This window comes from Thiofilum sp., assembly GCF_016711335.1.
Classification (GTDB): domain Bacteria; phylum Pseudomonadota; class Gammaproteobacteria; order Thiotrichales; family Thiotrichaceae; genus Thiofilum.
In genome coordinates this window covers 533,997-558,111 of the sequence record NZ_JADJTF010000001.1, presented here as the reverse complement: position 1 = coordinate 558,111, position 24,115 = coordinate 533,997, and the positions used below count along the sequence as shown (strand labels likewise).

Sequence of the window (24,115 nt, the reverse complement as noted above, 5' to 3'; positions counted from 1 at the left end):
GCCGCCAAGACTGCTCCAGAAATATCCAATGACGGTCACTCGTGCATGTGGTTAACCCGAAATAGTGGCTGGAAAGTATTCATGGATAGTCTGACCTTATTTTTTATCATTGTATTAATGGTAGTCCTAGTCGTAATAGCATCGATGGCAGCGTTTTATAAGCGTACCAGTAAAGATCTATCCTTTGTACGCACGGGGTTTGGTGGGGAAAAGATTGTATTAAATGGCGGGGCGTTTGTCTTACCGGTGATTCATGAAGCCACCCCGATTAATATGCAAACTATTGCGGTTAAGGTAGAGCGCTCGAATAAAGCAGCTTTGATTACTAAAGATCCTTTGCGGGTTGATGTGAGTGCTGAATTCCGTTTACGTGTACCGCCGAATCCAGAAGCCATTTCTAATGCTGCTCGTACCTTAGGCTCTATGACTATGTCGCCCGAAAAAGTACAGAAATTGGTTGAAGAACAGTGCGTGGCGGCATTGCGTTCAGTCGCCTCGAATATGGAAATGCAGGAACTACATTTAAAGCGTAAAGATTTTGAACGCAATGTAGAGCAAGCGGTGAATCAAGAGTTTCAAAAAAATGGTTTAGAGCTAGAGTCAGTTTCTTTAGTCCGTTTAGATCAAACCGCACGGGAATATTTAGATCCTACTAATGCATTTGACGCTCAAGGCTTAACACTACTCGATCAGATTACTTCAGAAAATGAAAAACGGCGTAATTTTATTTTGCGTGAAAAAGAGGTCGAAATTCAGAAAAAAGACTTAGAAAGTGAAAAGAAAAAACTCGAATTAGATATGCAGGAATTTTTTGCTCAAAAAGAACGTGAGAAAGAAAAAGCCGAGCAAGAAGCTAAAATAACACGCGAGATTGAAGAAATTACCTTTGCTAAAACCACGATGATTGAAATGGCGCGGCGTGATATGGAGATTACCCAAGCTCAATTAGAAAAAAGTATTGCTGAGGCTTGGATAGAAGCGGATCGAGTCAAAGCCGAGGCCGCCGCCGTGACGGAGGAAATTAGTACTGCTCGTGAAAAGGCTGAGGCGGAGCGCAATCGGATTGTTGAAATTATTAGTGCTGAAAAAGAAGCGGATCGCCAACGTATTATTGCTCAAGCTAATGCCTTATCAGAAGAGTTGGCAGCGAATGCGGCTAAAATTCGTTATGAGATTGAAGCTGCGGGTAAACGCGCTTTAAATGAGGCAGCTAATTTACTCTCGAATGAACAGATTTCTATGCAGGTCAAATTAGAAATTGTTAAGCAGTTACCGAATATTGTGCGTGAAAGTGTACGTCCTTTAGAGAATATTGAAGGCATTAAAATTATGCATCTTGATGGTTTGAATCAACTAGCAGGTGGGAGCGGTGGGCAGGTGTCTGCTAGTGCTGCCTCTAGCAGTCTCTCTGATCAAGTGGTGGATAGTGCCTTGCGCTATCGAGCGCAATTACCTTTAGTAGAAAGCTTATTGAATGAGGTAGGACTGAAAGGTGGGAGCTTAAATCAGCTTACTGAAGGAATCAAACGAGAGCTAAACCCTCAAAACTCAGGTGTAAACTCCACTCCAAAGAGCCAAGTTACACCTGAGGATTCCGATACCCCTTAAGTAGGGGATGCGTTGGAAGTATTGCTAGTAGGAGTGGGATGAGTAACATTTTTTGCCACTAAATGTTGCTCTAACTCGGCTACTTGCTGTTCGAGCGCTTCTAATTTTGCGCGAGTCTTTTGTAATACTGCCATTTGAACGTCAAACTCTTCACGAGTGACTAGATTCATTTTATGTAATGCACCTTCTAGAGCCTGCTTAGCTGTGTTCTCAAACTCCTGTTGCATCGCCTTTAAGGGTTCAGGCAAAGCGCTTGAAAGACCGCGAATCACAGATTCAAAAGGATTAAGACCAGACATAACAAACTCCTTAGGTTATTTATTCAATCGGTTCGTGGTTTTCTCCTTCTGATAGTTCGTCACGGAGAAACTCGATTAAGCGTTTGATTTTAGCAGGTAAGAAATTACGGCTGGCATAAATAGCATAAGCATTTAGCTCTTCCATTTCATAGTCGGCTAAAACCGGTACAATAGCACCCGATTGTAACGCTTCCTCAGCAAGAAAGTCAGGTAATATACCAATCCCATGATGCTCTAAAATAGCTGTGAGAATCATATCACCATTATTCACCTTAAACTGTCCACGCGGGAGTATTTCATACTCCGTTTTGTCTTTTTTGAATAACCAACGATCTTTACGATTAATTTGATTATACTCTAGACAATTATGCTGACTTAGCTCATTAGGAGTTTGCGGTGTGCCGTGTTTCGCTAGATATTGTGGGGTTGCACAACACACTAATTTAACACTGGCTAGACGTTGAGCGACAATAGAAGAATCCGGTAATTTACCAATGCGAATAATAAGATCGTATTCACTATTATGCACATCGATAAAATGATCATCTAAATGTAAGGAAATATTAATACTAGAGTGCTCTTGTTGGAATTGTACTAATAACTTAGAAAGTTTATTAATACTAAAAGACAAGGGCGCATTAATACGTATATCACCTAATAAGCGCTCACTGGTGGAAATCACATTTTCTTCAAGATGGTAAAGTTCATCTAAAATGTGTTTGCCCCGCTGATAATAAATATTACCAGCTTCAGTTAAACTTAAATGACGGGTATTGCGATTTAATAAACGAACTCCTAAACGCTCCTCCACGGCGCGGATACGTTTACTAACCGCTGCGACGGTGACGCCTTTTTTTTCGGCGGCGGCTGTAAGTGTGCCTGCATCGGCCACTTCTATTAACCAGAATAAATCGTCAAATTGACTCATACACTAATCGTTCACTAGGTTGTTAGTAATAGATGGGTAGAAATAGACTTTTAGTAACTAACGGAGGGGGTTTAAACACTCTTGAGCATTAGACTAAAAGCGTTGGCTAAACGATCAGGTTTAGCCTACATACTCCTTAGAAATTCAAGGAGTGACTCAGTATGCCACGATATGCACTAGAACTAAACGATACTCTAATACTATGGTTAAATACTGTGTAACATATTCAGTATCTAATGCCCTGATGACACCAGAATAAAGTAATTAGCTTATAGATTCATCAAGCTATTCTAATTATAGAGTCTAAAATTAATATGTGCTGTTTTAATTTAATTTTAAGGTGTGTTTTGTAATGCAGGAGGCAATATTACGTCACCCTCTAATAGTTGACGGTAAGTTCCATCTGCCTGTGCCATACCAAACATCATATCTAAGCCTTGGCGTAGAGGGTCTGGGGTTTCAGGAGTAGCACGAATTAGCGTTTCTAATTGATAGTGTCCCGTGGGGGCTAAATTAATTTGGCTGCCCGTAATATCAATAGGCGTTTGCTCAGAGGTGGCAAATCCTTTAATCCCAGCGTCATCACCACTAAGTGCCACTTTAAAGGCTTTACCCAAGTTCATCGGTATACCCGTCAACGTTTCTGGATTATCCCAAGCGAGTTGTCCGGTAAATTGTGGTAATCCTTGCCGTCCCCAAATTAAGTCAAAGGCATTACCGCGCAGTTGCCCCGCAAGATCGGGAATAAGAAAGGCATAGTCTGGAGCTAATTGTTTCACCACATTAGCAGGCAAATCCCACTCTAGGGTTTGACAGTGCACTTGGGTGCGCCAATTGAGACCGCAAATCCCACTGGCTGTACCCCCTAAAACTTGTGTATCCCATTTAAGTGCTACTTGCCCTTGTAAGAGTAATGGTGCTTGAAATTCCCAGTTGAACCGTTGAAGCGTCGGACTATTGGCTATTGGCAGTTGAATATTATAAGCCTCACCACGCCAGATTAAGCCCTCAACGGTTCCCACTTGTAAGCCTTCAGGTTTTGGTAAATAAGGCCAAATCAAATTTAACGGCGCGAGAGTGACTAGGCTAATGAGATAGCTGATTAATCCTACCAATAAAAATCCTACTACTTTTTTCATCGTTGTAACGTGATATTGGCGTTAACTAAGCCCGCTTCAGGGGTGGGGGTGATATTAAATTGAACGGCATAAGCTTGATGATGCAATTCAAGTGCCCCCAAGAGTGCCGCAATTTGATTAAAAGGGGCTTTTTGCAGGCGCAAATTGACAGCACCATTCGCCACTTCACTTTGGCTCACTAAAATCTCAGGGCGATCTAATTCGTAGCGCTGTAATAACGGTTCGACTAAATAAGCCAGTTTCTCATTGGTCACAGGTTCTTCTAGGGCAGGGCGAGTTTGAGCGGCCACAATAGGCGCTAATTGCTTGAGCTGTAATTGATTGGCTAAAGCCTCAGTATGGCTTTCATGCAGTGCATGTTTATAGCTCAATAAAGGCGTAATGGCGTAAAACCACAATACCGTCGCTAGTATTAATAGGCTGCCTACTATCACCCATAAGCGCTCACGTGGAGCGAGGGTATACCACCAAGTTTTCATCCCACTGGCTCCGTGCTTAAACTAAATTCACCGACTACTTTATTAGCATCCCGTTGATAATTAATGCTGACTTCGCGCTTTAAAGCGGTGCTTAACGCTTTTTCCAGCTCTGGAATAACTGCGGTTGATTCAGAGGTAAAGCGTAAAGTGAGTTTGTTTTGATTCCAGTTAATAGCTTGCAAGGTAATCGGTTGTTGGGGCAACACTTGTGCTAGTGTTTTTAAAAGCGGTATAGCACTGGGTGTTTGCTGAGGAGCCTTATTACCTTGAAGCTTCTTGAGTTCAGATTGGATCAGCGAATTGAGACTCAAGGCAGGATCAACCGCTCCCGCTTCAGGAAATACGCTTTTAAATTGAGCAATATTTTGTGCTTGTAAACTATCGGTTTCGTTTTGGAGTTTGCGAATTTCTAAGCCTTGTAATACTAACGCAATCAGTACGGTCGCTGCCGCAGTCCAAGCAGCGCCCTGCCATTGTTGCCATAAATGAGTGAGTTGTGAGTGAGCTTGAGTTTTAAAACCCTTCATTAAATTCAAGGGCAATGCACTTTGCACATCGGGGCGTTGTAAGTGTTGTGCCTGCTCTGGGGTGTCATACGTAATAACTAAATGGCTAGTGTCGGGTAGATGGGGGGTGTTATCCAAAACTCGCAGGTGAATGGGGTTTTCTTCTGTACCTTGGGCGAGCCACTGAGCGATTTGTAAGCGCCATGTACTCGCTAAAGTGTAATAACCATTCAAAGCACTCTGCCTTACCCATAGACCTTGATCATTAAGCCATGCAGTCTGATAGCCTTCAGTGAACGGTAAAGCGGCTATATCAGGTAGAATAGCGAAGGGTGCAATACCATTATGATGTAAAAAATCCAACCATTGTTGTAAACGGGCATGCTCAATCACGGCTACCTGATGAATGCCTTCCTCGCTATTAAGACTATGCCAGACGTAATGTTGAGCCTCCGGATCATTCATTAATTGTTCTTCTAGCGCAAAGGGTAAGGCTTGAGCCAGTTGGCGCTGATTGCGGGTTTTGAGCGTAACCGTAGTGATCAGTACTTCACGGCTAGGAATTAACACCATAATCTGACGCGCTGGCTTAATAATTTTGCTGCGCTCTTCCCAAGTCGCTGTTTGCCAAGGCGCAGTTAAACCATCACGACTCAATACAGCGTAAGGCATATCTTGTTGATTGGGGGCGCTTAGGCGCAGCACGAGTAAGGTCATAATGGTTGTTTTATTGAGCAGTCTGGTTCAAGTCTAAAGGTGATAGTTCGCTAGGCGTTTGGTTTTGCTCCGTAGTGTACTCAAATCGGCGCATTAAGATACGAATTTCTCCGCTCTCCGTGCGCTCTAGTAGTGATATTGTATTGAGACGGACTGAACCGATTTTTATAAGCCCGCGTAAACGAAAATAGTTGGAAGTGACCCCAAAGACGTTTGACCATTGTAGTTTATTAAAGGGTTCGCCTTCTTCAGGTTTATCTCCTTGAGCAGGCTTATAATTAGGATTAGGTATAATAGATTGAAACTCTTTTTTTAAATCAGAGCTAGTGGTTGTAATAAAGTTATTTAAACCATCTTGATCATAGGGTTGGTTCTGTCTAGTCGCTACAATCATCTGCACATCATTGGGTACTAATATCTGTAACAATGCTTCGGGTGCAGTATTGATATTAATTTTGGTAAACGCTTTACTTGGTAAAGCGCTAGAGATTTTTAGTAGTTCATCTAGTTTCTTACGGGTTTCTTCAGGCGCTAATGAATCAAGGCGCACTAAAAATAACTCACTAGGATCAGCAAACGGTTGATTAGCGGCGAAATAGGCAGGCTTACTGGTCATATAAAAATCTGCCTCCGCACTATTCGCATGCTGCGTCGCACTGTCTTTATCCATCCAATCAGTAACGCTTAAGCGAAAATGCGCGGGTAAGGTTTGAGCCTTAATTAACTTATCAAATAAAGTTTGACCTAAATCCGTTTGATTACCTTTATCGTCTAATAAGGTATTGAGATTAAATAAACCTTGCAAATCCTCCATTTTACCGGAAAAGCTACCAATCACGGTTTCACCGTCTTTAATCGGCATTTCAGGTAAGGTGGTAGCCCAAGTATCTAGCAAGCTATCGGTCTGATTCAGTTTTAAATCGCGTTGCAGCCACAGCCCCGCCATTTGTTCAATACCGCTAGTGTATTGATAAGCCCGTTCTAATTGCTGGATATTGGTTTGAATTTTGACATCGTAATGCTGAGTACTAATCACCGCTGCCGCTACCATCACCGCAATAGCCATTACTAACAAAGCGGTTAGTAATGCAATTCCTTGTTGAGCGTGAGGTAGCCTTGGCATCAGGGTATTAGTCCGTTGAAATCGGTTTTAAGCGTTGTGATAAGCGCACACTGTGTCCGGGATGCAGTTTGGCATCATAGATAGTGGTGTAGCTCATTACTGCTTGGACGTATTCGCGCGTCTCTTCAAAGGGTATGCTTTCAATCCATTGATCAGCTTGTAAAGTGCGGTCGGGTTTCCATTTAGGAATTCGCCCAGGGCCTGCATTATAGGCTGCGGTAGCCCGCACATAATCGCCTCCAAAACGCTTGTACATCTCCTTTAAATAGGCACTACCTAGCGTGACATTGGTTTCGGGGTGGAGGATATCTTCATTAGCATTGAGAGTTAGCCCTAAACGTTTACCAATATGCCTAGCCGTAGCGGGCATAAGTTGCATCAGACCTAGTGCATTAACAGACGATTTAGCCTGTTGATCAAATGCACTTTCACGTCGAATCACGCCTAAAATCCAAGCGGGATTAATACCTTGAGTTTGCGAGGAGCTTTTAACTAAATCCTCAAATTGCAGCGGAAAACGTACATCGACCGCATTCCAATCTTTAGTACGCGATACTGTCCAAATAGCTAAATTAGAATCGCCCCCTTCATTAGCCAGTTGAGCGGCTGCTTGCACACCCACTCTATCCATCGCTTTTAGTAAACGAAACCATTCTTGACGGGCTTTATTACGCTCTCCTAGCGCCAGCCATTCTTGCCAACGTGCAAATGCAGCGAGGCGTTTAATTCCATTAATACGTTGCGAGCGATCAGGTGGAGGCTCCTGAAGTTTGGCATAGTGTTGACCTAATTGATCAGCGGCTAAAAAACCATAAAACGTAGCATTAGGCGCTAGTTCGTGAAATAACGAGCTGGCAGTTTCCGCTTGCCCCAAGGCATATAAGGCGCGTGCTTTCCAATACTTCCAAGTAGACTCATTGGCAATATCAGCTTCCATACTATTAATCGCTTTGAGTACATCGTCCCAAGCTTCTTGGCGTAAGGCGATGCGTACCATCCATTCATTCGCTGCTTGAGTACGATATTGATCAGGAATAGCACGTAATAGTAGGAGGGCGCTATTTTTTTGGCGTATCGCTTCCCATAAACCCAACTCGCTCTGGATCTTACCTTGCTGTGCGCCATTAAAGGGAAATTTAGCTTGGGCTTGTTGCCATAAAGTCTGAGCGGTAGTTTCTTGCTTAGCCACCAAACGTTTTATGCCATACACGATCACATCGCGTAATTCAGCAGAGTCCGGTTCAGTGAATAGTTTGGGTAGTTCGGTGGCAGGATCGCGCCGCACTTCGGCCCAACGCTCTACCAAAAGTTGTTTATCTAGGGGCAGTAATTTAGCAACCGCTTGAGCAAAACTAACTTGATTCTCCTCCATAGCTTGCTCAATACGTTTCCAGTGTTGATAGTCTGAAAGCACATTGTGCTGGGTCAATATGCCGAGTACCTCGGTACAAGGAGCAGGTAGCCCGCCTTGTTTAGTGGCGATTAGCTTGGTAGCTAACTGGATGCTTTGCTCACTATTACCCGCTTTACCTAAGGCTAAAGCTCGATAGCATTGCAAGGAGTCACTTGGATGATCACTGGGGATTAATTCTAAGATACCCGTCCAGTTCGCATCAGCCGCTAAGCGGTTAGACCAACGCTCAAATAACTCATCACTCATTACGCTATTAGGGTAGCGTGAGGTAAAGGCAAGAATACTTTCACCCGATACGGTATTCAGGTTCTGTTTTAAGTATTCATATTCCAGCCAAGGGAACAACGGATAGTTTTTTAATGAAGCACTATAGGTATTAACTTCCTCAAAGCGTCCTTGTTGAGCCGCTGCATAAGCGGTTTGGAATAGGGTGCGTTGTTCAGGTGTAACATTCGCGTGCACCCAAGGCGTGGATAAAGTACTCAGTACCCCTAGAATTAATATTACTGTTTTCATCACATTCAAACTTAAACCAGTCAATAAACCCGCCCGCCGCAGGATTATTATAATTGGTGGCAAGCGGTGCAGGGGTCAGATGCGTAGCATGTCACAAACTCGCTAATAGATTCAAATAGCGCTCATAGCGGTGGGGTGGTAGTTGTTGCGCAGCGACCGCTTGTTTAATGGCGCAATGCGGTTCGTGAGCATGGGTACAGTTATTAAAGCGACATTGAAATTGATAAGGGCGAAACTCGCTATAACCTTGCTGTAACTGTTCACGGGTGACCGCACTTAAAGAAAAATCCCGCACTCCGGGGGAATCAATTAAAAAACCATGCTCAGGTAAAGCATAGAGCATAGCATTAGTCGTAGTATGTCTACCCTCGCCTGTATCGGCTATTTCACCCACACGTATCTCTTGTTCAGGCAATAGTTGCGCTGCCAGCGATGATTTACCTACACCTGATTGTCCGACCACAATCGCGGTTTTAGCCCCAATCGCTGCGCGTAATGCTGCTATGCCACTGCCTTCTTTAGCTTGAGTGTAGAGTATGGAATAACCAATGTGCTCATATTCTGCTAAGCATTTTAAATCGTCTGCACTAGCGTATTCATCAGCCAAATCTGCTTTATTCATCACAATCAACGCTTGAGCAGGGAGCAACTCAGTAGCTACTAGATAACGATCCAGCATTTCCCACGAAGGACTAGGACGCCAGCTCACCACAATAATCACTAGATCAATATTGGTGGCAATATTCTTAGGTTTGCCCCGAAAGTCTGGGCGGGTCAGCACATTAGTACGCGGTAAAATAGTGGTAATAGTGGCATTGCCTTGAGCATTTTCTTCCCATGTTACATAGTCACCACAAGCAATGTGTTCTAGTTTACGTTTAGGCGTGCAGCGAATCGTCTGATTAGCATGGGTAATTAAGACATCCGCCCCAAAACGGGTAATGACGCGGGCTGTCACAAGATCATTCATAGGCAAGATCATCTAAGGCAAATAAAGCCGTATTGTGCGGGAAACTTTGACATAAAGCGAACAAGCTTTATGTGGTGGTGGGGAGATATGATTAAGATTATTTCCATATAAAGTCTGATCTGAGCATAATTCGTCAGAATATTATGATAACTTATTATACAATATAACCATCCCCCTTCCGTTAATAGATAAATTAAGCCTATGAGCATCATTGACGAAAAATCTATTTTTATTGCTATGAAGCAAGATGGTCCTTTTGCCGTCGATGACCAGATTTTGCTTGAGCATCCTTTCTCCTTTCAAAGTCGAAAATGGGCAAAAAATTTTCGACAGGATAAGTCGACGGCAAGTAAGTATCGCATGGTGCGTGACAGAATATTTGATTTGCTAAAGATCGAAAGTTTCGATGAAATCACCGACCTTCTAGAAGATACCGAACGCTGTGAACAGCTTAACCCCCATGCTTATAGTTTATTAGGTAATTTATTTGGTGTTGGCGGTGAATTACCAGAGTTAAAGATGCACATCCGTGAATATATGAATACCGCTGATGCCGTAATTACACAATTGCGTAGTAAAGTGTTGGCTCCCTATAGCTCGCATATTGAAATTAGTAATGAAATTGAGGCCTCGAAAAACCCAATCGAGTTACTGCTCATTACTTTCGATAATCGCTACCACAAGAAAATTCGTTTTGAGGCTAAACGTAAGTTAGTACTGATGGGCTTGGCGGGTTCAATTGATCAGCGCGAACGTGAAACTGATATTGAAAATAAGTTTTCGGCCTTTTTAAATTTCCTTAATCAGCATGTATGGAGTCCTCAGCTTAAGATTGGTGAGTTGGAAATTGCTTATTTGGCGAGTCACCATGCACAGAGTGATTTTAGTTGTACTGAGGTGCAGGTGCTTGATGCTGAAAGTGTACGAAATTTGCCAGACCTAGAGGAAAACGAAAAACTGACCCTCATTAAACGTCGCTTATTTCAAGTCAATGGTAAAGATATACCTGTTTACGTATCGGTACGTAAAAAGGATTCAGCCGCCAAAGTGTTGAAATTATTACGTAAAAATGAGAAAAACCCAGCCGTTGCGGTCGATGATGAATTGGGACTGATGGCGGTGTTGGATAATGAAAACCATGTCAGACGTTTTGTGCGCCATTTAACACGGGCAGCGGTTAAAGCAGGTTCGATTATGATTTTGGAGGATGTCTCCGATACCTTAGCAGGTAATTTATATGGTGCTACAGCGGTAGGTAGTAGTAACCAAATCCAAATGTTGAAGTTTTTCGCGCGTATGGGCGGAATGCGCGTAGAGTTTATTATTCATACCAACCAAAGCTATCTCAATTATCGCTATCAGCGCGGTACTTCGCATGATGAATATGAAGTAAGGCGCTTATTTGATTCTGGTGTGATGGAGTTTTTATTTCCCTATGAAATTTATCATTTGGATATGAAACAGATTCGTGACAAACAGATTCTACGCTTTAGAAAAATGATTGAGCAGCAAGGATAAGGTGTGATCTCACACTCTCACTGCTCCAAGTGAGGCATAGTGCCTCTTTCAAGCTTGTGTTCTTAGAATAGTTTGGACTTGGAGCAGTCAATTAATAGTTGTATCGCTTTAGTAGGTGCAGCGATAAATGGCTAACTACACTTAACGCGCAAAGAAACTATTCAGTGAGTGAGGCGGATTAGACGTGAGTGTAGTAGTGACTTGTGGTGTGTGTGTAGGGCTAGCAGCAGCGGCTGGAGTGGGGAATTTATAATAGGTTTGATTTAAATACTGTACCACTGCCAAGATTTCATCATCGAACCAATTGGTGCTAAGACTAGCGTCACATTGGCGTACTTTTTGTTCTAATTGCTGTAGGTTTTGTACTTTGCGTATGGGGCTGGTGAATACTTCTGCCCCATGACATTCTAAGCAGCGCGATTGACTAAATAGACGCTGCCCTAAGGCAGCATCCGAGGCTAATACAGAGGCACTATTGAGTAGTAAAAGAGTGCTGATTAAGCCGAGTAATGGTTTCATCCTTACGTTACCCCAAGGTTGTGTTGTTGTAAGTGCGCGATACGAATCGACGCAGGTGGATGCGAATCATAAAAGGCCGAATGTAAGGGATCGGGCGTTAAAGTACTCGCATTTTCTCTGTAAAGACTCACTAAAGCGCTAATGAGTTCCGTAGCACTTGACTGTTCGGCGGCAAACGCATCGGCTTCAAACTCATGTTTACGTGACCACCACGACATAATAGGACCAATAAAGAAAGTAAATACCGGACTAGCAACCATAAACAGCATAATAGCCATATAGGTAGAAGGTTGACTGACCCCTAAACCATTATAAAACCAGCCTTGTTTCATCAGCCATGCCAATACCGCAAAGCTTACAAAGGTCATAGTCATCGATACCAGCATCCCTTTGATAATGTGCTTACGCTTAAAATGACCTAGTTCATGTGCGAGCACTGCCTCAACTTCTGCTGGGGTTAAATGTTCCAAGAGGGTGTCAAAAAATACAATGCGCTTATTTTTACCAAAACCTGTGAAGTAAGCATTACCATGTGCCGAACGCTTAGAACCATCCATAACGAAAATACCATTGCTATTAAAGCCCGTGCGCGTCAATAGGGCATTAATGCGTTCGGCGACTTCGCCATTATCCAGTGGGGCAAATTTATTAAATAAAGGCGCAATAAATTTAGGATAAGCCCACATCATCAAGAGCGAAAAAGCAGTGAGTACCCCCCACGCATACAGCCACCAATAATCCCCCATTGACTCCATTAACCACAAAATAAGCATAATCAGAGGTACACCCAGTACTAGCGTTAAAGCAGTACCTTTTGCCATATCGACTACAAAGGTTTTGAGATCCGTTTTATTAAAGCCAAACTTTTCTTCGAGGACAAAAGTGCGATAGAGACTAGCAGGCAAATCGATCAAACTACTGATCACCAACATGCTGACAATTACTGCAACACCGGTATAAAGTGGACTCCAGTTGAGTGAACGCCACGCTTGATCAAGCCATTCTAAGCCTCCACCTAAAGTCCACGCTAAGAGCACTACTAAGCCAATCATGAGTTCAATACGCCCAAAGCGTCCTTTAGCCAGCGTATAGTCCGCTGCTTTTTGATGTTGCTCTAAGGTAATTTTGCCCATGAAGGGAGTAGGAACCGCACTGCGATGTTGGCTCACATGCTGAGATTGCCGCAAAGAGAGCCACAGTTGTACGCCGACATAAGCCAGCAAAAATACTAGGAATAAGACGGTAAAGGTTTGCATAAATTTTTCTGTTACTATTTCAATCATGAATGGGTATGGATTTACTGCATCACGCCCGCTACGTCAATTTAAACTCGATTGAGACTGGATGATATATGAGCTTTAGCGATAGTAACTTAATTTGGATTGATTTGGAGATGACCGGACTCGATACGTTTAATGATCGTATTATTGAGATTGCTACTATCGTCACCGATAAAGAATTAACCATTCTTGCCGAGGGTCCTGTGTTGGCTATTCATCAGCCTAATTTAGTACTGGAGGCGATGGATGAGTGGAATCAAAACCAACACGGTCAATCCGGTCTCATTCAACGAGTGCGAGAAAGTACTATTAATGAAGCAGAAGCCGAGCGCCTGACTATTGAGTTTCTAAGTCAATATGTGCCAGCAGGTATTTCACCGATGTGTGGCAATAGTATCTGTCAAGATCGACGCTTTTTAGCGCGGTGTATGCCGCAATTAGAGCGGTTTTTTCATTATCGCAATTTAGATGTGAGTACCCTTAAAGAACTATGTAAGCGTTGGAATCCAGCAAGTTTAGAGGGATTTAGTAAAGAATCTACCCATTTAGCCTTAGATGATGTACGCGATTCTATTGCTGAATTAAAGCATTATCGCCAGACCATGCTCAAAATTTAGAGTGCTTTGCAGAAGCTGTTTTTCAATCCGAAAGTACTGGCTCATTGCCCCAGTACTTTAGCTTGCGTGTCCTGATCAACCAGCTCGCGTAAGGCTGCAAATAAGTGATGCTGATCGGTATACTGTTTGCCGTAGCTCAAATTAAAGGCGTAATTAAAATCGGCTGGATTTAAGCCTTGATTATGCTGAATTAATGTCTCTAGTTTATCCAAGGCTTTAACCGCTAAAGCCTCTGGGCTACTCGCTTGATCATACTCGTCCCAAAGCATTAAAAACTCTTGCTGCAAACGATTAGGTAAAGGTTGCAATAGGGTAGCTAGATCTTGGCGTTCTTGAGCCGATTTATTGCTTACCCCTTCCTGCATAATCGCTGGAATATCACCCTGAATCGCCTCACCTAAATCATGAATGACCGCCATTTTGAGTGTTTTCAGTAAATCTAATTCAGGCAATTGATCCGCTAATACCATGATCAATAGGGCTAAGCGCCATGTGTGCTCTGCGGTACTTTCTTGCCGTCCATTGGCGGTATAGGCGCTACGTAGTACCTCTTTAAGGCTTTGAGCCGCTTGAATAAAAGCGAGGCGGTTTGATAAATCTGTAGCATTGAGGAGAGCATTGGTCTGCATCACTAATCCCTAAAAACTCATTAAAACATTATCCCCAAAAAGGATAAAAGGTGAGTAAACCCTGTGAACCCTAGTCTAATAGCGCGTCTATCTCTGTGATTTATACGCGTATCCACAACCACTATACGTCCTAGAAGCTGCATTGTTAGATTGCTCGGTAAGTATTTAAGGATAAGCGTCAAATGCCTTAAATAATTATTAGCCTTGTACTTTTTCTAGTAAAGGCTTGCTGTTTATTAGCTTGACTACTGAATACTCTGACTCAGGACGAGACTCATGTCTAATCAAGATGATTCCACTTTTATGCCGGTCACAGCCGAGCCGCACTTATTTGAATATGGTATTGCTGGGGCGGCGGTATTGTTTTTTGGTTGGTTATATTATTGGCTTAATACGCCTAATATAGCCCCAACCTTACCTATTACCTCCTCTGCGGTAGTCGCAGCACCTACTACAGCACCCTTATCACCCTTACCCTTAGCACTAGATACCAGCGCTTTGTCTGTTACCCCTAAGGCTAATCTAGCCGATGCCTCATTGACTGCGGCTCCTATAACAACACCTGTTGCGCTAGATACAGCCACTGCTACAGTGCCTAGTACGCCATTGATAGGTACTAATATAGACGCACCTGCGGTAACGCTGCCTGGTAATGAGTTAAATCAATTACGTGCCGAGTTAAGTGCTCAACAACAGACAGAATTAGCCAATTTGCGCATGGAACTCAATACTGCTCATGAGTTAGCCCTGAATCAAGTACGTACTGAAATGACCGAGCGCCAGCAGTCTGAAATCAATCAGCTACGTACTCAATTAGCAGCGCAGACTTCTCAAGTACCTCAACCCACTAGCACCGTGACTGTAACCACAGAGGTCACTACTCCTAGCGTTACAAACGCGCCAGTAGCTACTCCCGTTGCGCCTATTGCTGCGGTTCCGGCTGTGGAGCCAGTGCCGACTGTGGTGTCGCCACCCGTGGAATTAAATGTAACTCCACCTGCCAAGCCTGAGCCTATTGCTATTGTAGAAACAACTACTGAGCCTACACCGGATCTAGTGCAGTTTGAACAGCAATTAACTAATCAATTAAAACAACCCGTTTTCGGTCAGCCATTAGTATTAGATCAGATCACTTTCGATTTTGGTTCAACGGCTTTAAATACGGCTGCAATGAATCAACTTAAAGTCGCAGCACAAAGCCTTAACCAATATCCTAATGCTAATATTTTGATTCGTAGTCATACCGATAATATCGGTGACTTTAATAACAATTCTATTTTATCCCTAATGCGTAGTAACAATATTAAAAATGAATTGGTGAAGTTGGGTGTAACAGGTAGTCGTATTCGCATAGAAGGCGTAGGGCCATTAAATCCTATCGCTAGTAATGATACCGAAGAGGGACGGCGTAAAAATCGTCGTACCGAAATTATCGTGACAGAATAACCAGAGTACTGCAAAGTATTAAAAGAGAAGGAATTACAACTATGGAAAATATACTAGCACCTATTACTAATATGCTAGGCCCTTGGGCGAGTAGTAAATTAGGTCATGCTTTAATCGGCTTATTAATTCTAGTGGTGGGCTTATTTATTGTCAGTATTATTGCTGGGTTCTTTAGGCGACTATTAACGCGAGTAGGGTTTTTAGAGCGAACTAATTTAGCGCGTCCTATTGCTACTTTAATTAAAGCGGTACTAACACTGTTTGTATTACTCGCAGTGCTACAACATTTTGGCTTGACGGGTGTAATGGAACCCTTAAAAGCGATGGTGAATAAGTTTGTCGCGGTAGTGCCGAATATTATTGGTGCGGGTGTCATTGGCTATGCAGGCTGGATCATTGCAAAAATTGTATCAAGTCTTGCAGGAGTAGGTTTAAAGCGAGTAGATCAACATATTATCTCACGTACTGGCAATACCGATATTAAATTAGCTAAGTTTGGTAGTACATTTATATTTGCGGCTCTACTATTACCGATTTTAGTGGCTGCTTTAGGAGTATTAAATATTCCAGCGATTACTGTGCCTGCCTCAGCGATGATTAATAAACTAATGGCGGCTGTACCCAATATTATTGGTGCGGCGGTTATTTTGATAGTGTCTTATTTTGCAGCTAAATTTGTGACCTATATTCTTAGTGGAATCTTATCTGGCTTAGGAGTGGATTCATTGCCACAGCGTTTAGGCATTTATAGTGTGTTTACACCTCGCTTTACTCTAACTAAGTTAATTAATTACGCTATTATGTTTTTTGCTATGCTTACGGCTACTACAGCGGCGGTTAGTACTTTAGGGATTGATATTGTTTCTAATATTTTTGCACGAGTATTAGAATTTGGCGGTAGCATTTTAGTAGGGGCCTTAATTTTAGTAGTCGGTTATGCTTTAAGTACCTTGGCTTATAATAAATTACTCGCAACCACCAGTGTAGTAGTAGCGAATATCGCTCGCTTTGGTATATTAGGTTTAGTGCTCGCTATGGGCTTAAGAGCTATGGGCTTGGCGGATAATATTGTCAATATGGCCTTTGGTTTTACCCTTGGTGCAGTAGCGGTGGCATTAGCGATTGCGTTTGGTCTAGGTGGACGCGAAGCAGCTCGGGCAATTGCTAATTATTGGGCACAGCGGGTATTGAAAAATCGCTGAGCCTTAATTATTAGCTCAGTATATTTTGATGTGTAGGGGCAAACCTAGGTGTTTGCCCTTAATTACGTTAGCACTGCTGTCTTGCAAAAGGGTAGACACATAGGTCTACCCCTACAAATCGGCTGTAATGGTTAAATTATTTCATGGTCGGCATGGAAAACTCATTACCCGCTCGAATGCCAGTAGGCCAACGACTGGTAATCGTTTTCATCCGAGTATAAAAGCGTACCCCGTCAGGTCCATGTACATTCAGTGGGCCGAAAATAGAGCGCTTCCAACCGCCAAAGCTATGAAACGCCATTGGAACTGGAATGGGCACATTGACTCCTACCATACCAACTTGTACTTCTTCACAGAATTGACGTGCGGTATCACCATCACGGGTAAAAATCGCAGTACCATTGCCGTATTCATGATGATTAATAATAGCGAGTGCTTCCGCATAGGTATTGACGCGCATCACGCTGAGTACGGGACCAAAAATCTCCTCATTATGAATACGCATGCCCTGTTGTACCTGATCAAATAGCGTAGGTCCTACGAAATAACCGGTTTCATACCCTTTCGCTACAAATTGACGCCCGTCTCGTACTAAAGTCGCACCCTCAGCAACACCCTGATCAATATAGCTTTTCACTTTTGCAGCGTGTTCTTTGGTAACCAGTGGTCCCATATGTGGCTCATCTTGATCTAAGCCATTGCCTACTTTCATAACATCAATTTCTTGAGCTAAGCGTTGCACTAATTTATCTGCAACCTCATTGCCCACGCAAACCGCTACCGAAATCGCCATGCAGCGCTCACCTGCCGAACCATAAGCCGCTCCCATGAGTGAGCTAACCACTTGATCCTCATCAGCATCGGGCATAATGATCATATGGTTTTTTGCTCCCCCTAAGGCTTGAACTCGTTTGCCATGTGCTGAGCCGGTGGAATAGATATATTCAGCAATCGGGGTCGAACCTACAAAGCTCACCGCTTGAATACGTGGATCGGTGAGCAATACGTCGACCGCTTCTTTATCCCCATTCACCACATTGAACACGCCATCAGGTAAGCCCGCTTCTTTTAATAGCTCAGCCATACGCAAAGCGGGGGAGGGATCTTTTTCCGAGGGTTTCATGACAAAGGTATTACCGCAGGCGAGGGCAACCGGAAACATCCACATCGGAACCATCATCGGGAAATTAAATGGTGAAATACCCGCACAGACGCCTAAGGGTTGCATCAGGGTATGGCTGTCTACTCCTGTTCCGACATTGAGCGAATGCTCACCTTTGAGTAAATGCGGAATACCACAAGCAAATTCAACGACTTCTAAACCTCGTGTGAGTTCACCGTGGGCATCAGAGAGTACTTTGCCATGTTCTGAGGTGATTAAGGCGGCGAGTTCGTCCTTATGTTGCTCTAGTAATTCCTTGAATTTAAACATCACGCGTGCACGACGTAGCGGTGGGGTTTTGCTCCACTCATTAAAAGCCGCTTGTGCAGTGCTAATCGCAGCACGAGTTTCTTCCGCTGTCGCGAGGGATACTTGTTTAGTTTGCTCGCCCGTTGCGGGATTAAATACCGGAGCCATACGGCTACTTTCACTGCTAACGCGTTTACCGTGAATAAAATTACCTAAGGTTTGCATGCTCTAACTCTCTATTAAGCTTGTACGTCAATCCCTGCTTGATCGCATAATTGCCGTAAATGGCGAAAACCCATTGTGGCATAGGTCAGGGGATGAGCAACAGCAGGATCTTGTTCGGCTTCAACCACTAGCCAACCTTGATAGTTAGCCGCTTTTAAACCCTTAAATAAGGTCGGATAATCCACGCAACCATCCCCCGGCACGGTAAAGACACCATCCAATACCGCAGTTAAAAAGCTACGATCTCGGTTTAACGCATCGTCTAATACCGCTCGACGCACGTCTTTGCAGTGCACATGATTAATACGGGTGGCATGGCGTTGTTGTACAGCAATAGGATCACCACCTGCATAGGTAAGGTGTCCAGTATCGAGTAATAAGCCTAAGTCTGGAGTCGTAAGCGCCATAAGACGATCAATATCACTCTCGCTTTGAATAACAGTGCCCATGTGGTGATGGTAGGCGAGTTGTACCCCTTGAGCTTTAGTATAAGCAGCTAATTGATTCAGTTGTTCACACCAAGGTTCCCACTGCTCAGCAGCCAGTGTTGGGCGCTTCGATAAAGGTGCATTACGATCACTGTGTACGCAGCCGGTTACTTCGCAATACACCATGACCTTAGCACCTAATGATTTTAATAGATGCAAATGATCTTGAATGGCTGCTTTTTCCTCATCCAGACTGTGCTCTAATAAACGTCCACTAAACCAACCCGATACCAGTTTTAAACCATGCGCATCCAGAATAGGGGCGAGGGCTTCAGGGGTACGAGGAAATTTATTGCCTAACTCAAACCCTGCATAGCCCGCTTGTTTACCTTCACTAAGGCAGGTTTCCAGTGGAGTATCAGCGCCTAAATCAGGTAGGTCGTCATTAGTCCAAGTGAGGGGATTAATACCAATCGTTACGCTCATAATCATGCTCTTAATAAAAAGGTCTAAAGGCTTAATAAGGTTGTTTATTTTTGGCTGCTATATAGGCGGCATGTGCATTAAGTACTGGCTCGCGCTCTGAAACTTCAGGCACGGCAACATCCCACCAATACCCCCCTTGCGAGGTCATATAAGGATCAGTTTTTAGGGCAATCACATAAGTACTTTGAGCTTGACGCGCTCGCACTAAAGCAGCCTCTAATTCAGTAATACCTGCAACACTTTCAGACTTTGCACCTAAGGCTCGTGCATGACCTGCAAAATCAATTTCAGGTGCACCTTCGGCTACCGTTTGGCAGTGTTGTAATAGGTTATTGAATGAAGCGCCTCCGGTGGCATTTTGCAGACGATTAATACAGGCAAAACCGCGATTATCGAGGACGACTACAATGATTTTATGCCCCAGCATTACGCTAGTGGCTAGCTCCGAATTAAGCATTAAATACGAACCATCACCCACCACCACAATCACTTCACGTTGAGGTTGTGCCATTTTGACCCCTAAACCTCCGGCGATTTCATAGCCCATGCAGGAGTAACCGTATTCAACGTGATAACCATTGGGTTTATCAGTACGCCACAGTTTATGCAACTCTCCGGGTAAACCCCCAGCCGCACAGACAATAATGTCACTGGTTTGACCTGTACGTTTAATCGCACCGAGCACTTGAGCATCTGAGGGTAAACCCGTTTGTGTGATTGGAGCTTCAGTAGCGGAGGTGACTTGTTCGTAATAATTATTCCATTGCGCTGCGGCTTGCTGTGCTTGCTGTAACCAATTACTGGATGCTTGCCAAGTGCCCAAACCCTGAGTTAAACACTCCAAACCTACCTGAGCATCACAGATGAGTGCTTGAGCATAATGTTTAATCGCATCAAAGGGAGCAGCGTTGAGTTGAATCAGCTTAGTGCCGTTTTGTTCAAATAGAGTACGCGAGGCCGTGGTGAAGTCTTGTAAACGTGTGCCCACCGCTAAAATGACATCCGCTTGCTCGGCGAGTTGATTAGCAGCGTTACTGCCCGTCACTCCAATAGCCCCCACATAACAAGGATGATTCCAAGCCAAAGCGCCTTTACCTGCTTGAGTTTCTGCCACGGGGATTTGATGCTGTTCGGCAAATTGCTGCAAAGTACTGGTGGCTAATGAGTAATGTACGCCACCGCCTACAATAAGCAGCGGTTTGTGCGCGTGTTGTAAAACTTCAATGGCGCTGTGTAATTCAGCTGCATCAGGGGCAGGGCGGCGTTGCTTATGAATATGGGTATCAAACAAGGTCACTGGATAATCATAAGCTTCGGCTTGTACATCTTGCGGCAGGGCTAAGGTGACGGGACCACAATTAACTGGATCGAGTAAGGTTTGCAGCGCTACGGGTAAACTCGTGATGAGCTGTTCAGGGCGCATAATCCGATCAAAGTAACGGCTCACAGGCTTAAAGCAATCATTAGCACTAATTGTAGGATCACTAAAATATTCAATCTGTTGCAGTACTGGATCAGGAGTACGATTAGCAAATATATCACCAGGCAAGAGCAATACAGGTAAGCGATTGACATGAGCAAGTGCTGCGGCTGTGACCATATTGGTCGCTCCAGGACCGATAGAGGTGGTGCAAGCCATCATGCGTTGGCGATTGGTAGCTTTAGCAAAAGCTATGGCGGCGTGAGCCATACCTTGTTCATTGTGAGCGCGTAGTGTGGGGAGTTGTTCGCGTATGCTATATAAAGCCTCACCTAAGCCTGCCACATTACCATGCCCAAAAATGGCAAATACACCTGCAAAAAGCGGAACTACTTTGCCTTCATATTCAATGTGCTGAGCGGCAAGATAGCGCACTAAGGCTTGAGCCATCGTTAAACGAATAGTGGTTTTCATGCAGGTGACTCCTGTACGCTAGCGATTAGGCGACTCTCACGCCATGCTTGAATCAGTTGTACGTAATTATTCCCCACTTGTTCAATTAGGGTCTGATCATCGATTTGATGCGCCAACCAGCGTTGCGCAGGTTCGGCAAACAGAGTACGCCCCACCGTGAAACCTTTACAAATAGGGTAATGAGCTGCTGTTTTGAATGCTTGTTGCATTGCTTCGATACTGGCAGATAGCCCCAATAAAACCACTCCATAGCAATAGGGATCACGGCTTTGCACTACCTGAGAAATGTGCTGCCAACTGTCATGAGTTTGGGGAGGTAGTTTCCACCAGTCGGGGTAGATTTCAAGGTTATATAAGCGCTGTAAGACACGAGCATAGGTATCCGCTAAACAAGTAGTGCCTTGGGGTAAGATCACCTCAATCAGCAACTGATGCCCGCTTTGTAAACAGGCTTGATAGAGTTCTTGCAGTTGGCGCTCTTGCTGGATGCGTAACTCGGTTGCATCATCGGGGTGATAAAACACCAAACACTTCACAATATGCTCTAAAGACCAACGGATGAGTGCACTGCCAATAGAACGCCCACCTTCTAGCTCTAAAGGACGCGAAGCAGGTAATTCGACCGGACGACCAATCCACCAACCTCGTCCCGTAATAGCATTCAGTGCGCTTTGTCCATAGGTATCATCGATCAAGACTCCCGCAGAAGTTTCAGCCAACCCTGTTTGATTAATCCCATAGTCGACTGCTTTAACCACTAAGTTTTTTAAAGTACTAATTCGAGCTGGATCAGCGCCTTGCTCACACGCCATATCGTACAGTTGCTTGCGATGATCAAAAGCGAGGGCACAAATTTCAGAGCGCTCAGGCAGTTGGCGCGTAGTAACTCGATGTAGGCGATTGAGTTTGGCATCTTGATCAGGTCGGGGAATCGAGGCGGCATATCGGAGGTAATAAAATAACTCAGTTTCGGTAGGGATAGCTGGTGCACAGGCGTGGCGTGAAACCACTAATGCACCACAGGCATTGGCATAAGCGGTTGCTTGTGCATACGATTCCCCACGCAACCAACCACGCAAAAACCCTGCCATAAACGCATCACCCGCCCCCAGCACATTCAGCACTTCAACGGTGACGCCCTTATAAACCTTAAATGCATTCACATGCTCAGGAATAGCACTATCTAATACGGTACAACCTAAAGGTCCTAGTTTTAATACAATGGTAGCGGGCGTTAGGGTGCGAATCGTTTTTAAGGCTTGAATAGTGTCAGTGCTGCCTCCTGCAATATGAATTTCTTCTTCTGTACCCACCACTAGATCACAATGTGGTAACACCGTTTGAAGATGGGTAGTCACGCTAGAGGAGGATATGAAGCGTGTCTCCCCATCACCCAAACGGGTTAAACCCCACAACACCGGACGGTAATCAATATCGACAATCACTTTAGTTCCGGCAGCTTTAGCGTATTGAATCGCCTGCATACTGCTACTATAGGTCGATTCAGTAGAAAAATGCGTTCCAGTAATCAATAGTGCCAGACTAGAGGCAATAAATTCAGGACTAAAGTCCTCATGACTCACCGCCATATCGGCGCAATCAGTACGGTAAAAAATGAGAGGAAAAGTATGCTGGTCTTTAATACCTAAAATCACTAAGCCAGTCAGTCGGTTGCTATCCGTTTTAACATGCGAAACATCAACCCCGCCACGCGCCAGTTCCTCACGCACAAAACGCCCCATATGTTCATCACCCACACGGGTGAGCATCGCAGAGCGCAAACCTAAACGAGCACAACCATAGGCAATATTCGCCGATGACCCCCCTAAATATTTGGCAAAACTGCCCATATCCTCAAGGCGGCTACCGATTTGTTGACCATATAAATCGACTGCGGCGCGTCCTAGACAAATAATATCAAGGGTTTTGGTAGCATGATCTGAAGGATGGATGGGGTTCATTTTAGTATCCACTCATGATCAGGATGATTCTTAAAAATCCAGCGCCGTGTAGGGCCAGCCATGACGTTTAAATAATACGATTCATAGCCATGCGGCACGCCTACTGGATGATAACCACGCGGAACCAGCACTACGCATTTATCGGTAACACTCATGGTTTCATCAATACTTAAATCATCAGTAAACACGCGCTGAAAGCAAAAACCTTGGTGCGGATTCAAACGATGGTAATAGGTTTCTTCTAAAAAAGTTTCGTGGGGAATATTGTCTTGATCGTGTTTATGGGGGGGATAGCTAGACCAATGACCTGATGGGGTGCGTACCTCGACTACTAATAAACTATCGGCAGGTTGGTCTTGAGGCAGAATATTACACACATAGCGAGTATTGGTGCTTTGACCACGCTGCTCACGGCTCATGGTATCAGGTTTAAACCAACGGGTAGGGTGATTGCCTTGACTCGGTGCTGCACATACTGCCAGTTCGACAGGAGTATGGGCAATAATCATCATGACCTCATGAGGGGCGACATAAACAGCATGCGGCGCTTTATCCTCAAATACGCTTATACGCTCGCCGATTTCAGCAAACCATTGCTGCCCTGCTTGAATAGTAGCGATACCTGATAACAGCACTAAGCAGGTTTCATTAGCACTAGCAGGTAGGTTTAAAACCTGATCTGGCTGTAAATCCCATGCGGCAAAGTGCACATACTGCCACTGCGCGTTTGCAGGTGTAATACAGTGATAGCGCCCATCCGCTTGCGGTTCAGGTCGGCGTAATAAGGTCATGATGGCAAT

General features: G+C 44.1%; 21 protein-coding genes. 5 read left to right on the top strand and 16 right to left on the bottom strand.

The window, feature by feature from the left end; all coding sequences use genetic code 11:
• The first annotated feature begins 45 nt into the window (after window positions 1-45).
• Entirely contained in the window at window positions 46-1,608 is a 1,563-nt protein-coding gene (locus IPL34_RS02670) for a flotillin domain-containing protein (RefSeq protein ID WP_296837315.1), read from the top strand.
• On the opposite strand, the gene IPL34_RS02665 is transcribed toward IPL34_RS02670, so the two are convergent.
• The 8 genes from IPL34_RS02665 to rsgA all read right to left on the bottom strand — a co-directional run bounded on the left by IPL34_RS02665 (window position 1,605) and on the right by rsgA (window position 9,699).
• On the bottom strand, window positions 1,605-1,907 hold the full coding sequence (locus tag IPL34_RS02665; protein WP_296837312.1) for an accessory factor UbiK family protein: 303 nt from the start codon (window positions 1,905-1,907) through the stop codon (window positions 1,605-1,607). The two genes, IPL34_RS02670 and IPL34_RS02665, sit on opposite strands and share 4 nt — an antisense overlap.
• 19 nt (window positions 1,908-1,926) lie before the next feature.
• A complete protein-coding gene (locus IPL34_RS02660; RefSeq protein ID WP_296837308.1) occupies window positions 1,927-2,835 on the bottom strand; it encodes a LysR family transcriptional regulator in 909 nt (302 codons plus the stop codon).
• Window positions 2,836-3,170: 335 nt separating this feature from the next.
• Window positions 3,171-3,974 carry a type II secretion system protein N gene (gene gspN, locus IPL34_RS02655; RefSeq protein ID WP_296837305.1) on the bottom strand — a complete coding sequence of 268 codons (804 nt, stop codon included), beginning with the start codon at window positions 3,972-3,974 and terminating at the stop codon, window positions 3,171-3,173.
• Window positions 3,971-4,453: a type II secretion system protein GspM gene (gene gspM, locus IPL34_RS02650; RefSeq protein ID WP_296837303.1), complete on the bottom strand. Its 483-nt coding sequence runs from the start codon at window positions 4,451-4,453 to the stop codon at window positions 3,971-3,973. The genes gspN and gspM overlap by 4 nt, the downstream gene beginning before the upstream one ends.
• Window positions 4,450-5,676 (bottom strand): type II secretion system protein GspL, encoded by a 1,227-nt coding sequence (gene gspL, locus IPL34_RS02645; RefSeq protein ID WP_296837299.1) that lies wholly within the window; start codon window positions 5,674-5,676, stop codon window positions 4,450-4,452. The genes gspM and gspL overlap by 4 nt, the downstream gene beginning before the upstream one ends.
• Window positions 5,677-5,686: 10 nt before the next feature.
• A complete protein-coding gene (gspK, locus tag IPL34_RS02640; protein ID WP_296837296.1) occupies window positions 5,687-6,799 on the bottom strand; it encodes a type II secretion system minor pseudopilin GspK in 1,113 nt (370 codons plus the stop codon).
• Window positions 6,800-6,806: 7 nt separating this feature from the next.
• A complete protein-coding gene (locus IPL34_RS02635; protein WP_296837292.1) occupies window positions 6,807-8,729 on the bottom strand; it encodes a transglycosylase SLT domain-containing protein in 1,923 nt (640 codons plus the stop codon).
• 91 nt (window positions 8,730-8,820) lie between these two features.
• Window positions 8,821-9,699 (bottom strand): ribosome small subunit-dependent GTPase A, encoded by an 879-nt coding sequence (gene rsgA, locus IPL34_RS02630; protein ID WP_296837289.1) that lies wholly within the window; start codon window positions 9,697-9,699, stop codon window positions 8,821-8,823.
• 201 nt (window positions 9,700-9,900) lie between these two features.
• Between rsgA and IPL34_RS02625 the strand changes: the two genes are divergently transcribed.
• A complete protein-coding gene (locus IPL34_RS02625; protein WP_296837287.1) occupies window positions 9,901-11,217 on the top strand; it encodes a hypothetical protein in 1,317 nt (438 codons plus the stop codon).
• Window positions 11,218-11,358: 141 nt separating this feature from the next.
• On the opposite strand, the gene IPL34_RS02620 is transcribed toward IPL34_RS02625, so the two are convergent.
• Entirely contained in the window at window positions 11,359-11,736 is a 378-nt protein-coding gene (locus IPL34_RS02620; RefSeq protein ID WP_296837283.1) for a hypothetical protein, read from the bottom strand.
• A 2-nt stretch (window positions 11,737-11,738) separates the two neighbouring features.
• Window positions 11,739-12,992: a M48 family metallopeptidase gene (locus IPL34_RS02615; RefSeq protein ID WP_296837280.1), complete on the bottom strand. Its 1,254-nt coding sequence runs from the start codon at window positions 12,990-12,992 to the stop codon at window positions 11,739-11,741.
• Window positions 12,993-13,087: 95 nt separating this feature from the next.
• Here IPL34_RS02615 and orn point away from each other — a divergent pair, with 95 nt between their 5' ends.
• Complete coding sequence (orn, locus tag IPL34_RS02610; RefSeq protein WP_296837277.1) at window positions 13,088-13,633, top strand: oligoribonuclease; 546 nt, start codon at window positions 13,088-13,090, stop codon at window positions 13,631-13,633.
• Window positions 13,634-13,674: 41 nt separating this feature from the next.
• Here the strand turns inward: orn and IPL34_RS02605 are convergent, their stop codons facing one another.
• The gene (locus tag IPL34_RS02605; protein WP_296837274.1) at window positions 13,675-14,262 is read right to left on the bottom strand and encodes an HD domain-containing protein; all 588 of its coding nucleotides are present in this window, start codon (window positions 14,260-14,262) and stop codon (window positions 13,675-13,677) included.
• A 276-nt stretch (window positions 14,263-14,538) separates the two neighbouring features.
• On the opposite strand from IPL34_RS02605, the gene IPL34_RS02600 reads away from it, so the two are divergent.
• Complete coding sequence (locus tag IPL34_RS02600; protein ID WP_296837271.1) at window positions 14,539-15,708, top strand: OmpA family protein; 1,170 nt, start codon at window positions 14,539-14,541, stop codon at window positions 15,706-15,708.
• A gap of 41 nt (window positions 15,709-15,749) precedes the next feature.
• The gene (locus IPL34_RS02595; RefSeq protein WP_296837268.1) at window positions 15,750-16,910 is read left to right on the top strand and encodes a mechanosensitive ion channel; all 1,161 of its coding nucleotides are present in this window, start codon (window positions 15,750-15,752) and stop codon (window positions 16,908-16,910) included.
• A gap of 136 nt (window positions 16,911-17,046) precedes the next feature.
• Here IPL34_RS02595 and IPL34_RS02590 read toward each other — a convergent pair whose 3' ends face one another.
• Genes IPL34_RS02590 through iolB form a run of 5 tightly spaced genes read right to left on the bottom strand, consistent with a single transcriptional unit; the run spans window position 17,047 to window position 24,106 of the window.
• Window positions 17,047-18,546 (bottom strand): CoA-acylating methylmalonate-semialdehyde dehydrogenase, encoded by a 1,500-nt coding sequence (locus IPL34_RS02590; protein ID WP_296837265.1) that lies wholly within the window; start codon window positions 18,544-18,546, stop codon window positions 17,047-17,049.
• Window positions 18,547-18,560: 14 nt separating this feature from the next.
• Entirely contained in the window at window positions 18,561-19,460 is a 900-nt protein-coding gene (gene iolE / locus IPL34_RS02585) for a myo-inosose-2 dehydratase (protein ID WP_296837262.1), read from the bottom strand.
• Window positions 19,461-19,491: 31 nt separating this feature from the next.
• Window positions 19,492-21,354 (bottom strand): 3D-(3,5/4)-trihydroxycyclohexane-1,2-dione acylhydrolase (decyclizing), encoded by a 1,863-nt coding sequence (gene iolD / locus IPL34_RS02580; RefSeq protein ID WP_296837258.1) that lies wholly within the window; start codon window positions 21,352-21,354, stop codon window positions 19,492-19,494.
• The gene (gene iolC, locus IPL34_RS02575; protein ID WP_296837255.1) at window positions 21,351-23,315 is read right to left on the bottom strand and encodes a 5-dehydro-2-deoxygluconokinase; all 1,965 of its coding nucleotides are present in this window, start codon (window positions 23,313-23,315) and stop codon (window positions 21,351-21,353) included. Before iolC ends, iolD begins: the two co-directional genes overlap by 4 nt.
• Window positions 23,312-24,106: a 5-deoxy-glucuronate isomerase gene (gene iolB, locus IPL34_RS02570; RefSeq protein ID WP_296837252.1), complete on the bottom strand. Its 795-nt coding sequence runs from the start codon at window positions 24,104-24,106 to the stop codon at window positions 23,312-23,314. Before iolB ends, iolC begins: the two co-directional genes overlap by 4 nt.
• Window positions 24,107-24,115 lie beyond the last annotated feature (9 nt).

Excerpts from the sequence above, each read along its gene's own strand:
- IPL34_RS02670 (WP_296837315.1), top strand. The coding sequence starts at position 46 with ATGTGGTTAACCCGAAATAGTGGCTGGAAAGTATTCATGGATAGTCTG.
- IPL34_RS02600 (WP_296837271.1), top strand. The coding sequence starts at position 14,539 with ATGTCTAATCAAGATGATTCCACTTTTATGCCGGTCACAGCCGAGCCG.
- orn (WP_296837277.1), top strand. The coding sequence starts at position 13,088 with ATGAGCTTTAGCGATAGTAACTTAATTTGGATTGATTTGGAGATGACC.
- gspK (WP_296837296.1), bottom strand. The coding sequence starts at position 6,799 with ATGCCAAGGCTACCTCACGCTCAACAAGGAATTGCATTACTAACCGCT.
- iolC (WP_296837255.1), bottom strand. The coding sequence starts at position 23,315 with ATGAACCCCATCCATCCTTCAGATCATGCTACCAAAACCCTTGATATT.
- IPL34_RS02615 (WP_296837280.1), bottom strand. The coding sequence starts at position 12,992 with ATGCAAACCTTTACCGTCTTATTCCTAGTATTTTTGCTGGCTTATGTC.
- IPL34_RS02665 (WP_296837312.1), bottom strand. The coding sequence starts at position 1,907 with ATGTCTGGTCTTAATCCTTTTGAATCTGTGATTCGCGGTCTTTCAAGC.
- iolB (WP_296837252.1), bottom strand. The coding sequence starts at position 24,106 with ATGACCTTATTACGCCGACCTGAACCGCAAGCGGATGGGCGCTATCAC.
- iolE (WP_296837262.1), bottom strand. The coding sequence starts at position 19,460 with ATGAGCGTAACGATTGGTATTAATCCCCTCACTTGGACTAATGACGAC.
- IPL34_RS02620 (WP_296837283.1), bottom strand. The coding sequence starts at position 11,736 with ATGAAACCATTACTCGGCTTAATCAGCACTCTTTTACTACTCAATAGT.
- iolD (WP_296837258.1), bottom strand. The coding sequence starts at position 21,354 with ATGAAAACCACTATTCGTTTAACGATGGCTCAAGCCTTAGTGCGCTAT.
- IPL34_RS02660 (WP_296837308.1), bottom strand. The coding sequence starts at position 2,835 with ATGAGTCAATTTGACGATTTATTCTGGTTAATAGAAGTGGCCGATGCA.
- gspL (WP_296837299.1), bottom strand. The coding sequence starts at position 5,676 with ATGACCTTACTCGTGCTGCGCCTAAGCGCCCCCAATCAACAAGATATG.
- IPL34_RS02595 (WP_296837268.1), top strand. The coding sequence starts at position 15,750 with ATGGAAAATATACTAGCACCTATTACTAATATGCTAGGCCCTTGGGCG.
- rsgA (WP_296837289.1), bottom strand. The coding sequence starts at position 9,699 with ATGAATGATCTTGTGACAGCCCGCGTCATTACCCGTTTTGGGGCGGAT.
- gspN (WP_296837305.1), bottom strand. The coding sequence starts at position 3,974 with ATGAAAAAAGTAGTAGGATTTTTATTGGTAGGATTAATCAGCTATCTC.
- IPL34_RS02635 (WP_296837292.1), bottom strand. The coding sequence starts at position 8,729 with ATGAAAACAGTAATATTAATTCTAGGGGTACTGAGTACTTTATCCACG.
- IPL34_RS02625 (WP_296837287.1), top strand. The coding sequence starts at position 9,901 with ATGAGCATCATTGACGAAAAATCTATTTTTATTGCTATGAAGCAAGAT.
- IPL34_RS02590 (WP_296837265.1), bottom strand. The coding sequence starts at position 18,546 with ATGCAAACCTTAGGTAATTTTATTCACGGTAAACGCGTTAGCAGTGAA.
- gspM (WP_296837303.1), bottom strand. The coding sequence starts at position 4,453 with ATGAAAACTTGGTGGTATACCCTCGCTCCACGTGAGCGCTTATGGGTG.
- IPL34_RS02605 (WP_296837274.1), bottom strand. The coding sequence starts at position 14,262 with ATGCAGACCAATGCTCTCCTCAATGCTACAGATTTATCAAACCGCCTC.